Origin of the sequence: Massilia aerilata (assembly GCF_042656905.1) — a bacterium.
Lineage (GTDB): Bacteria > Pseudomonadota > Gammaproteobacteria > Burkholderiales > Burkholderiaceae_D > Telluria > Telluria aerilata.
In genome coordinates, this window is the sequence record NZ_JBHSMZ010000010.1 from 206,311 (window position 1) to 217,771 (window position 11,461).

The following is an 11,461-nucleotide window of genomic DNA, read 5'->3' on the forward strand; positions in this document are numbered from 1 at the left end:
AATCAACCATGTTTGCAGCCACCATCCACGCGCACCGCGCCCCCGATCCGGCGCCCATCGAAGAGCCGCCCAAGGAGCCATTCGATACGCCCGACCCCCATCAGCCGCCGATCCGCACCCCGATGAACGACGAGCCGCCGACCGACCCGAATCCCAGCATCACGCGGCATTGATCAAGCCCAAACCGGGGTCAGACCCCGGGTTTTGGAAAAATCCATCAGGACATTTTTGAATTGACAGCGGAAACTTGTCGGCCTAGTATTTAGATGAATGTCTAATTAGATATTTTTCAAACTAGGAGATGACGATGCGATTCATGCAATGTTGGGCGATGTTGGTGCTGGCCGCGGCCGCGGCCGCGCAGGCGGTGGCCGCACCGGCCGGCGAACAGGCGATGACACTGGAGACGGCCAGCGGCGCCGTCCACGGCAGCCTGCGCCTGCCGGCGGGCAAGGGCAAGGCGCCGGTGGTGCTGATCGTCGCCGGTTCCGGCCCCACGGACCGCGACGGTAACAACGCCATGCTCCCCGGCCACAACGACGGCCTCAAGATGCTGGCCGATGCACTGGCCCAGGCCGGCTTTGCCTCGCTCCGCTACGACAAGCGCGGCATCGGCGCCAGCAAGGCCGCCATGCTGGACGAGGTCCAGCTGCGCTTCGACACCTATGTCGACGATGCGGCGGCCTGGATCGCGAAGCTGAAGGCCGACCCGCGTTTTACGTCGGTGACGGTGATCGGCCACAGCGAGGGCGCCCTGATCGGCATGCTGGCGGCCGAGCGCGCGGGCGCCGCGGCCTACGTGTCGCTGGCCGGCGTGGCCGAGAGCCCGGGTGCGGTGCTGCGCAAGCAGCTGGCCGGCAAGCTGCCGCCGCCGCTGGCGGCCGACAACGAACGCATCCTCGCGAGCCTGGAGCAGGGCAAGCCGGTGGCCGAGGTGCCGCCCGCGCTGATGGCCTTCTACCGGCCCAGCGTGCAGCCCTACATGATTTCGTGGATGCAGTACGTGCCGGCCGCGCGCATCGCCGCGCTGCGCATGCCGGTGCTGATCGTGCAGGGCACGACCGACATCCAGGTCGGGGTCGAACAGGCGCAGGCGCTGAAGGCGGCCAGGCCGGATGCGCAGCTGGCGATCATCCCGGGCATGAACCATGTGCTGAAGGCGGTGGCGGCCGACGTGCCGAATCCGGTGGCTTCGTATGGCGATCCGGCGTTGCCGCTGCATCCGCAGCTGGCGCCGGTCATCGTCGGCTTCCTGAAAGCCGCCCACCCCTGATAAAACTCAAACCGGGGTCAGACCCCGATTTTTGGAAATAGTCAGCGGAAAGTTGCCAAAATCGAGGGTCTGACCCCGGTTTGTTGTTAGTCAAACGCCCAGGAGTAGAGCACGTCGAGCGCGGTGTTGGTGCCGGTCTGCAGCGCCAGGGTGATGCGCGGCGTGAGCTTGTAGCGCAGCCGCACCACGCTGGTGGCGGTGGCGGCGCCCTGTTCGAAGCTCAGGTAGAGGCGTGACGAAATCCGCTTGCCGACCGTGACCACCGTGTTGGCGAGGCCGGTCTCCTGGCCCGCGCCCTGGCGCACGCCGAATTCGTCGACGCCGAGGGCGTTCGCCAGCTTGCTCTGGATGCCGCCGGTGCCGCCCTTGCCGCCCAGCAGGGCGCCGGCGGCCGCACTGAGAACGTCGGCCTCGTTGCCGGTGGTTCCCTCCATGCCGTGGCCCAGCACCAGCCAGGACAGTTTTTCGCTGTCCGGCACGTTGGGCGTCGATACCAGCTTGGCCGTCGGCGACAGCGCCGTGCCGCGCACCTGCACGCCGGCTTCGACATTGGTCTCGCTGAGCTGCTCGCCCTCGGGGCGCTTGCGCACCGCCAGCACGTCGATCGAGGGGTTGTCGTAGGGGCCGCTGAAGGTGGCGACGCCGCGTTCGATCGCCAGCCGCTGGCCGTAGGCCGCATAAGTGCCGCTCACCACCCGCACGCTGCCGTTGATGCGCGGCGCGCCGTCGCCGACCTTGCGCACATGGACGCTGCCGGCCAGGTAGGCGTCCGCGCCCATGCCGCGCAGGTGGAAATCGTCGCCCAGGTCGGCGGTCAGGTCGATGGTCAGCGGCGCCGCCGCCGCGCCTTTCTTCGCCGGCGCTTCCTTGGGATTGGCGCGGCCCAGCACGATGATGTCGTCGGACAGGGTGGGGCGGTCCTGCGGCGCGAATTCCACCAGCGCGCGGTCGGCCTTGAAATTGCCTTCGACGGCGAAGTGGCTGGCGTCGCGCACCACCGTCGCCTGGCCGCTGAGGATCACGGTGCGGTCCGGGCGCGACAGCGCTTCGAGCTTGTCGGCCACCAGCTTCAGGTTCATGGTGGCCTCGCCGCCGGCAAAGCGCACATTGCCGTCGATGAGGGCGCGGCCGCTGTTGCCTTCGAAAGCGAAGCGCTGCAGCTGCAGCTGGTCGCCGGCCAGCACCGCGCGCAGCTGGCCGTTGCGCAGGCGCAGGCCCTGGTCCGGCCAGCGCACCGCCATGCGGTCGCCGTTGACGGTGCCGTTCAGGGTCGGCGCGCCGACGGTGCCGGCGCCGGTGACGTTGAGCGCCAGTGCGCCGTCCACTTCCAGGCCCGGCTGGCCGATCAGCGGCGAGACCCAGGCCAGCGAGCCGAGATTCGCGGTCGCCGTCAGCCGCAGCGGGCTGTCGTTGTCGAGCCGGCCGTGGATCATCTGCGCGGTGGCGTCGACCCTGGCCGTGCCGATGCGGCTGCCGTCGACCGCCAGCTGGGCGCGCAGGGCGCCGCCATTCACGTCAGCGCGCAGGTCGAGCTGGCGCAGGCCCAGCACCACCGGGGCGACGTCGCCGGCGATCAGGTCGCCCTTCTCGCGGAACACATGCACGCTGCCGTCCAGCGCCGGTGCGGCGCCGGCGGCGGCGGGGGCGCGCATGTCGAGCGCCCAGTCGGCGCCGAGGGTCATGTCGCCGCGCAGGTTCTGGCGGATCGCGTCGGAGGCCTGGCCCAGATAAGTGATCGGCACCCCGGTGGCGCTGCCGCGGCTGGTCCAGCGCGCGCCGTTCTTGGCCAGCGACTGCAGCGTGATCGAGCCGGCCGGCAGGCGGATGGTGGCGTTGTTGAAGTCGATTTTCTCCGGCTTGGCCAGCCCGGCGACGCCGGAACCCGGCGCCCCGGCGATGCGCAAGGGGGCCGGCGCCGCCAGCGCGAAGGCGTAGCGGCCGCGGTTCTGCAAGGCGCTCAGGGTGCCGCTCCAGGACTTGCCGTTATAGCCGCCGTTGACCGCGACATTCGCGTCGAAGGCGTCGCCGCGCGCCGACGCCGTGATCGCATGCGCGCCGCGGGTGCCGGTCGACTGCAGGCGGGCAGTGGCGATGCGCGTCTCACCGCTGACGAAATCGGCGATCTGCACGTCGAGCGCCAGCGGATCGGCGGCGCCGCGTCCCGAGCCGACGTTCGCGGTGGCGCGCAGCGACTTCAGGCTCTGGGCCTTCAGGCGCAAATTCTGGCCGTCCAGGGAAGCGGTCAGCGAAGGCGTGTCCATGGTGCCCGACAGGGTCCCGGAACCGCGCAGCACGCCGCTGTAGTCCGGGCCGAGCGCGGCCAGCTGCGGCGCGTCGATGCGCCAGTTCAGGGTGTCGCGCCCGCTGCCGAAGGCGCCCTTCGCCGCCACCACGTTGGCGCCCAGGTGCAGGTCGACGTCCGCGTTCGAGACGTGGCGCTTGTCGGCCGTGAGCCTGGCCACGCCCCACAGCGGCGAATTCGCCAGGGTCGACTGCTGCAGCGTGAGATTCACCGAGCCGCCCATGTTGGCGCCGGTGCGGCCGCTGGCGTCGAAGGCGCCGTTGATGCTGCCGGCGAAGGGCGAACCGAAGGCGGCCGGGTTCAGCTTCTGCATGTTGCCGCTGGCTTTCAGCTCGACCGCTCTGGCGTCCTTGGGCCCGGACAGCCAGGCCTCGCCGCTGGCGTGCAGGCTGCCGTTGTCGTTCTTGCGTTGATTCGCCACCCAGCCCAGGTTGCGCGCGTCGACCTCGAAGCTGGTGCGCGGCGCTTCCATGGTGCCGCTGACGACGCCGTTCGCCACCAGCGCGCCATACAGGTCGGGGCGCACGCTCGAGAGCTGGCGCCCGTCCACGCGCCAGGCCATCTTCTCGCCGGGCTTGCCGAAGGCGCCACGCAGGTCCACCGTATTCTGGCCCAGCGCCAGGCTCGCGTTCACATCGTGCACATGCACGCCGCCGGGCGCGCCGGCGTCGGCATCCAGCTTGCCCTTGCCGGACAGCGGCTGGCCGAACAGGCGGCTCGGACGCAGCGCGAAGTCGGCCGCCACCTGCCATTGCGGGGCGAGGGCGCCGGAAGCGTTGATCTCGGCATTGATGTCGGCCTTCGGGAAGTCGCCGAACGCGGCCGGGTCGAGGTGCGAAGCGAGCACATTCGCCTTGAACGGCTTCTTGTCCGTCAGCTTGGCGCTGCCGGTCACGCGCACGCTGCCCTTGCCGGCCGAGACGCGCGCCTCGCGCAGGTTCAGCACATTGTCCTTCAACGCCGCTTCCGCCACCAGGCGCATGCCGGCGTCGACCAGGTTCACGTTCAGGGTCTGCGTGTCCTGGGTGTTCGCCACCGCCAGGTCGCCGGCGATCGCCGTCTTCTTCATGCTGCCGTGGATCTGCTTCAGGTCGATGCGGTCCGTGTGCAGCGCGAAGCGCGCGGTGCCGATGCCCTTTTCATCCGCGCCGCGTTCGACGCTGCCGCTGCCCGTGAAGCGCCCGGCGCCGCCAAGGTCGAGCAGCACGTCGCTGATCTTCATGGACGAGAGGTTGCCGCCCAGCTGGCCGCGCATCGCCCGCAGCGGCAGGCGCTGCTGGTCGATCGTGCCCTGCGGGCCGTCGTTCGTCAGGTCCACGGAGCCGCTGATGTTGCGGTTCGGGTCCAGGCGCGCCGCCACCGCCAGGTTCAGGTCGGCGGTCGGCAGGGTCGGGTTGAAGAAGCCCGGATCGATGTTCTTCGCGTTCAGGGTAAATGCCTGCAGCGGGATCTCGGCAAACGGCGACAGCACCAGGTTCGCGGTGCCCTGGGCGCGCGCCGCCTGGCCGCTGGCGTCGATGGTCGTCTTCTGCAGATCGCCGCCGGCGTGCAATTTCAGTTGCGCGGCGCCTGGGGGCGGGGCAACCGTACCGGGGGCCTGAACCAGGCTCGCATCCGCATTCAGTTTATACGGCAGCGCATTGGCGATGGTGCCGCTGGCCGCCACCCGGCCCCAGGGCGTGTTCGCCCTGGCGTAATCGAGCTTCCAGCGCTGCTTGTCGCCGTGCAGGCCGGCGCGGATGTCGTCGATCTGCGTTTCCGCGCCCTTGTTCACGAATACCGCCCTGGCGAGGCGCGCATCGTCGACCGCGATCTTGAAAGGCGGCGCCAGGCGCGTCGGCATGGTGGTCGGCTCGGTGCTTTCCTTGAGCGTTTCCATGCGCAGCGATTTCGCATACAGCTTGCCGATCTCGACGCCGCGCGACAGGTATTGCCAGGGCTTCCAGTCGATGTCGATCTCGTCCGCCGTCATCAGCGACGTCTCGGTGCGGAACACCAGGTGGCCGATGTGCATGTGGCCGTACAGCGAGCCGGTGACGCCGGTGATGGTCAGCTTGCCGCCGCTGGCATTCGCCACGCGCTGGGCGATCATCTGCAGCGTGGTTTCGCGGCCGCCGTACCAGATGGCGCCGCCGACGACGGCGGCGGTGACGGCCACGCCGATCGCGACCCGGCGCGGCCAGCGGCGCGGTTTTTGTTCGGTTTTCGGAGTCTCGTCGCTCATCAGAAGGTGAATCCCAGAGAGAAGTGCAGGCGGACCTTGTGCACCGCCTTGCCGTAAGCGACGTCCACCGCGATCGGGCCGACCGGGCTGCGCCAGCGCGCGCCCACGCCGTAGCCGACCTTGGGCTTGAGGTCCTTGAAGTTGTCGGCGGCATTGCCGGCGTCGACGAACACGGCCGCGCCCCACGGCGGCTTGAACCAATAGTCGTATTCGGTGCTGGCGGTGAGCAGATAGCGGCCGGGCGCGATGGCGCTGCCGACCGGGATGCCCAGCTGCTGGTAGCCGTAGCCGCGCACCGACTGGTCGCCGCCGGCGCGGAACAGGAAGGTCGAAGGCACCTTGTCCTTGTCCTTGGAGCCGACCGCGCCGAATTCGCCGCGCAGGATCAGGGTGCCGGACGGTCCGAGCGGCTTGAACACGACGCCGCGCACGTAGGCGCGCACGAAGGGTTCGTCGGTCAGGATCGGCAGCGGAGCCGCGCCCAGCTGCAGGTTGGCGATGTAGCCATCGGTCGGCACAAGCAGGCTGTCGAGCTTGCGCTTGGTGATCGAGAAGGTCAGCGGCAGGGCCTTGGTGCGGGTGGCCGGCTGGTCGTCGATGGTGATCTGCTCGGTCAGCGCTTCCAGGCGCAGGCTCTTCTCGAGGGTCGGCGAACCCCAGGCGCGGGTGGCGTGGATGCTGGTGGTGCGGGTGATCTGACCGCGCACGTCCTCGCGGTCGTAACCGGCGCCGACGCTGTTGCTGTAGCCGTTCGAGGTGGTCGGCCAGAAGAAATCGGCGCGCGCCTGCTGGTGCAGCTGCTCGTACAGCACATTGCTCTTCATGCGCTTGCCGAACACGTTCAGGTTGTCGTAGTTGGCCTGGGCGCGTGCGCCGGTATTGGTCGAGAAACCGACGCCGACCGACAGGTTCTTGCGCTTGTTCTCGGTCACGCGCACCAGGATCGGCATCGTCACCGGGCCGGACGGCGCCTCCGCCCTGGGCCCATCGCCCTGGTTCAGTTCGCTGACCTGTTCCTGCAGGGTCGAGGACATGTCGAGGCTGACCTCGACGGTGCTGAAATAGCCGGTGTCCTGCAGGCGGCCTTGCAGGGTCTGCAGGGCCGCTTCGTTGTACTGGTCGCCCGGGTGGATCTGGTTCAGGTTCTGGATGATCGAGGGCGAATAGCGCTGCAGGCCCTCGATGCGCAGCGCGCCGAAGTGCACGTCCGGGCCGCTGTCGATGACGACCTTGAGCAGGGCGCGGTGGGCGTCCGGATCGACGGTGGCGCTGGAGTCGATCAGCTGGGCGCGCGGGAAGCGCGACTGCGCGATCTGGCGCACCATGCCGCGCTTGGCCGATTCCCAGTCGGCGGTACGGAATTGCGAGCCCACCGGCAGGGTCCAGCGGTTGCGCAGGGCGGCGGCGTCGAAGGGGGCTTCGTCCTTGCTGAAGGGGACGAAGCCGCGCAATTCGAGGTCGACGTCGCCGACCGTCACCGGCTGGCCCGGATCGACGATCACGCGCGCGACGGGGGTGGCGCCGGACGTATCCAGTCCGCTCGAGATCCTGGGCGTGTAATAGCCCTCGGTGGCGACCAGGGTCTTCGCCTCCTCGGGGGCGTTGCGCACCAGGCGCTGCAGCTGTTCGAGATCGACCCGCGGGTTGCCGCGCCAGCGCATCAGGTCGAGGTTGCTTTCGAGCAGGTCACGCAGCTTGCGCGGAGCGTCGATCTTGACGTCGTAGCGGACCGCGCGCTGCTCGGGCGCCTCGACCGGCAGCGGCGGAGCGGGCTCGTGCTCCTTTTCCTGCAGCTCCTTCTGGGTCTGGCCCTTGCTCGTGGTCGGCGCCGGCGCCTGGTCCTGGGGCTGGGCTGGCGATTGGGCCGCGGCGCCCACGGAAGCGCATAGCGCGTTCACGGCCAACACGATTTGTGCCAAAATCCGTGGTCGCGCCGGCGCTTGTGTCTCTACGTGGTCGGGTCGTGCGGGCAACATGTCTCTCCATTCTCAATCTGCCGGCCACATCTTAACGGAATGTTAAAAGTGGCGGCGGACGCTTTAATTCAGGAATATCAACATGCATCAAGCTGATTCCGCGCTCGTCCTGTTCAGCGGCGGCCAAGACTCCACCACCTGCCTCGCCTGGGCCCTGCAACGCTATGAACGCGTGGAAACCATCGGCTTCGACTACGGCCAGCGTCACGCGATCGAGCTGGAAGTGCGCCCGACCGTGCTGTCGAAGATGCGCGCCCTGTCGCCGGAATGGGACCGCCGCCTGGGCGAGGACCACATGATCGACCTGGGTTTGATTTCGAAGATCTCGGATACCGCGCTGACCAGCAATGTCGAGATCGCGATGCAGGAAAACGGCTTGCCGAACACCTTCGTGCCCGGCCGCAACCTGCTGTTCATGATGGTGGCGGCGACCGTGGCCTACCGCCGCGGCCTGACCGTGCTGGTGGGCGGCATGTGCGAGACCGATTTCTCCGGCTACCCGGACTGCCGCGACGACACCATGAAGGCCCTGCAGGTCGCCCTCAACCTGGGCATGGCCACCCGCACCAAGGTCGAGACGCCGCTGATGTGGATCGACAAGAAGCAGACCTGGGAACTGGCGGAGCAGTGCGGCGGCCAGGCCCTGGTCGACCTGATCCGCTTCGACACCCATACCTGCTACCTGGGCGAACGCGGCGCCGCGCACGCCTGGGGCCACGGCTGCGGCACCTGCCCGGCCTGCGCGCTGCGCGCCCGCGGCTACGAGCAGTACGCGGCCGAACGCCGCGGCTGACGATGTCATGCGCCTCGCGCTGCTGACCGACCTGCACGCGAACCGCGAAGCCGTCGAAGCCTGCCTGGCGCATGCGGAGGGCCAGCGCGTCGACCAGTACGCCTTCACGGGGGATTTCGTCGGCTACGGCGCCGATCCGGCCTGGGTGGTGCAGACCGTGATGGATTACGTGGGACGCGGCGCGGTGGCGGTGCAGGGCAACCACGATTATTCGGTGACCCGTCCTGTTCGGCCGCAGATGCATGCCGAGGCGCGCGAAGTGATCGAGTGGACCCGCAGCCAGCTCGATTCCGATCAGATGGGCTTCCTGGCCGAACTGCCGCTGACCCGGAAGCACGGCAACGCCTTTTTCGTCCACGCCAGCGCCTGGGAGCCGATCCGCTGGGAGTACGTCACCGGCGTCGAGGAGGCCGAGCGTTCGCTGAAGGCCAGCCGCAGCCGCATCGTCTTTTCCGGCCACGTCCACGCGCCGGCCTTGTACCGCCGCGCCGACGATGGGCGCATGGGTTCCCATGTTCCGCAGGCCGGCCGGCGCATCGCCCTGCAGCCCCAGCACCAGTACCTCGTGCTGCCCGGCGCCGTCGGCCAGCCCCGCGACCAGAACAACGCGGCCTGCTATGCGGTGTTCGACGACGAGGATAGAAGCATCACCTATTTCCGGGTCCCCTACGATCACGGTGCGGCGGCGCGCAAGGTGATCGCAGCGGGTTTGCCGATCGTGTTCGCGATGCGATTGGTGGAGGGAATCTAAGATCGGCATTGCGTGTCATTGTGTGGGCTCTGGGAGCCCACCCTACATGTACCGACTCGTAGGGTGGGCACCCCGTGCCCACGCCGCGAAGTAAAAAAAGCGGCTATTCCCGCCCCACATCCACAACATTCTCCCCACCCCAATCCCTGAGATACAAACCATCCCGTACATAACGGTGAAAGGTCGAATAAGGCCAATCGATCACACACTGTACGTGCCCATGCTTTACCGGATTGAAATGAATGTAATCGGCATGGCGCTCGAAATCCAGCTCGTCCCGGATCTGGTGCTCCCAGAAACGCCGTTGCCAGATCGTCGATTCGCGGTGTTTGCATGAAGAGGCGGTACGGGATGCGGGATCAAGCACGACCTCAGAAGAGAAGCGCGATACCGAGCGCTTGATCTGTGACCAGCGCGTCGAGAAATCGCAGTCGCCGTCAGGCAGGGTCCAGATACAGTGCAGATGATCGGGTAGCAAGACCCAGGCATCGATCGAGAATGGCCGCGTTTTGCGCAGGTTTTCGATGGCGTTTCTGAGTGATTGGCGCACGGAATCGGTGCAGAGAATAGGGCGCCGGTTATAGGAAACGAGTGTGAAGAAAAAGGTTTTGCCGGTGCGGGTTCGTCGGTAGTAGGGCATGGTCCGGCGATCGTACCGGCGTCCACATATCAGACGTCGAAGTGGATCAAACGTGTGCGTGGGCACGCAATTCGGGCCACTGGCCCGAATTGCCCCACCCTACGATTCAAACGGCTTGCTGACGGATGATCCGGTTCTTGCGCGAGCGGCCCACCATGTACCAGATCAGGGCCAGCGGCAGCAGCAGGGGCAGCAGCAGGGGCGAGATCGCCAGGGCCAGCACCACGGCACCGATGCCCAGGCCACCGATCAGGATGATGCCGACGCCCGCGAACACCACCGCCAGCACCACGCCCACCACCAGCAGGACCAGCATCGCGATCAGGGTGCCGCCGCCCGCGAACAGCATCGCGATCAGGGCGCCGAGCGGACCGTCGAATTCATCGCCGTCGATGCTGACGACCGAGTCGCCGCCGAAGGCGAACACGTTCCACAGCAGCAGGGCGAACAGGAATGCGATGACGAAATAGGCGGTCTTTTTCATGATGGTCCTCTCTGGATGAATGTTATGTCCGTGTCGGCATGGTTCCAATGTATCTGTATCGCCTGGGGCGCTCCATCGGCTTGCGACAGGCTGCATTTTTTGGGGGGCGGGCGTGCATGGATGAACGACGAACGGTGCAAGCAATTGGCCAGAATCAAGCCTTGCATTGATGCTCATGCGGTCTATACTGACAGCCTGCTCTGTCGCAGGAGGACCTGATGCAACTTGCCCGATTCGACAGGGGTGGTCACAAGAATCCGCCATCGGCGCCACCGGCCATTCCGCCTATCATCATCACACCGTTCAATACACAGATCCCGAATCCGGCGATCGATCCGCCCACCAATCCGCCCGGGCCGCCCATTCTCCCGCCGCGCCGGCCCGATTGGCGCATGTAGTTTATGATCTTGTCTTTGGGCCAGACGCCCCCAGATGGGATCCTATGAACGACGAAACACAAGAACACCACGACGAGGACGCGCCAGTCCAGGAAGCCCGCCTGTGGCAGGACAACGGCTGGACCGCGCGCGTGATCAAGAACGAAGACGACGAAGGCTGGGCCGTTGCCATGTACAAGGAGGGCGAGGCCGAGCCGGCCCTGGTCGGTCCCTGGACCATGGGGCGCGACAAGAAGAACCCGAAGCCGCTCGACGTGAATGCCTTCAATACGCTGGTGAAAACGGCGCACGAAGTGCTGCGCCGCCACGAGCAGGCATTGCACGCCAAGCTGCACAAGAGCACCGTGGTATCCACGCCGGACGGCGAACTGAAGGTCACGCTCGACATCGTGCCGGACGAGGATAATCCCTATGCCATGCTGGCCGCCACCGACGAGATGGGCGAGCAGGTGGCGCAGGCGCGGGTCCGGCCTGACTTCAAGCTGTCGCCGGCCTCGGCGCTGGCCTGGGTGGAGAACGACTTCCGCGCACCGCGCTGAAATCGGCGCAAATAAGCCACACTTTTCTCCTGGCAGGCGCGCGAACTGCTAATATTTCCCGAATGCACTATTTCGTGTTTT

9 protein-coding genes are annotated in these 11,461 nt (G+C 67.1%); 5 read left to right on the forward strand and 4 right to left on the reverse strand.

Annotated features, from left to right (window positions below):
* Positions 1 to 8: 8 nt before the first annotated feature.
* Together ACFPO9_RS15485 and ACFPO9_RS15490 are read left to right on the forward strand one after the other, a co-directional pair.
* Positions 9 to 173: a hypothetical protein gene (locus ACFPO9_RS15485; protein WP_379772012.1), complete on the forward strand. Its 165-nt coding sequence runs from the start codon at positions 9 to 11 to the stop codon at positions 171 to 173.
* Between the two features lie 134 nt (positions 174 to 307).
* A complete protein-coding gene (locus ACFPO9_RS15490; RefSeq protein ID WP_379772013.1) occupies positions 308 to 1,273 on the forward strand; it encodes an alpha/beta hydrolase in 966 nt (321 codons plus the stop codon).
* 86 nt (positions 1,274 to 1,359) lie between these two features.
* On the opposite strand, the gene ACFPO9_RS15495 is transcribed toward ACFPO9_RS15490, so the two are convergent.
* Positions 1,360 to 5,799, reverse strand: a complete 4,440-nt coding sequence (locus ACFPO9_RS15495) for a translocation/assembly module TamB domain-containing protein (protein ID WP_379772014.1) — start codon at positions 5,797 to 5,799, stop codon at positions 1,360 to 1,362.
* Positions 5,799 to 7,706, reverse strand: coding sequence for an autotransporter assembly complex protein TamA (locus ACFPO9_RS15500; RefSeq protein WP_379772015.1), 1,908 nt, complete (start codon positions 7,704 to 7,706; stop codon positions 5,799 to 5,801). The genes ACFPO9_RS15495 and ACFPO9_RS15500 overlap by 1 nt, the downstream gene beginning before the upstream one ends.
* A gap of 151 nt (positions 7,707 to 7,857) precedes the next feature.
* Between ACFPO9_RS15500 and queC the strand changes: the two genes are divergently transcribed.
* Positions 7,858 to 8,568, forward strand: a complete 711-nt coding sequence (queC, locus tag ACFPO9_RS15505; protein ID WP_379772016.1) for a 7-cyano-7-deazaguanine synthase QueC — start codon at positions 7,858 to 7,860, stop codon at positions 8,566 to 8,568.
* Positions 8,569 to 8,575: 7 nt separating this feature from the next.
* Positions 8,576 to 9,319: a metallophosphoesterase family protein gene (locus ACFPO9_RS15510; protein ID WP_379772017.1), complete on the forward strand. Its 744-nt coding sequence runs from the start codon at positions 8,576 to 8,578 to the stop codon at positions 9,317 to 9,319.
* Positions 9,320 to 9,422: 103 nt separating this feature from the next.
* Here ACFPO9_RS15510 and ACFPO9_RS15515 read toward each other — a convergent pair whose 3' ends face one another.
* Together ACFPO9_RS15515 and ACFPO9_RS15520 are read right to left on the reverse strand one after the other, a co-directional pair.
* Positions 9,423 to 9,959: an REP-associated tyrosine transposase gene (locus tag ACFPO9_RS15515; RefSeq protein WP_379772018.1), complete on the reverse strand. Its 537-nt coding sequence runs from the start codon at positions 9,957 to 9,959 to the stop codon at positions 9,423 to 9,425.
* 106 nt (positions 9,960 to 10,065) lie between these two features.
* Entirely contained in the window at positions 10,066 to 10,443 is a 378-nt protein-coding gene (locus tag ACFPO9_RS15520; RefSeq protein ID WP_379772019.1) for a hypothetical protein, read from the reverse strand.
* Between the two features lie 442 nt (positions 10,444 to 10,885).
* Between ACFPO9_RS15520 and ACFPO9_RS15525 the strand changes: the two genes are divergently transcribed.
* Positions 10,886 to 11,380, forward strand: coding sequence for a hypothetical protein (locus tag ACFPO9_RS15525; RefSeq protein ID WP_379772020.1), 495 nt, complete (start codon positions 10,886 to 10,888; stop codon positions 11,378 to 11,380).
* Positions 11,381 to 11,461: the final 81 nt, after the last annotated feature.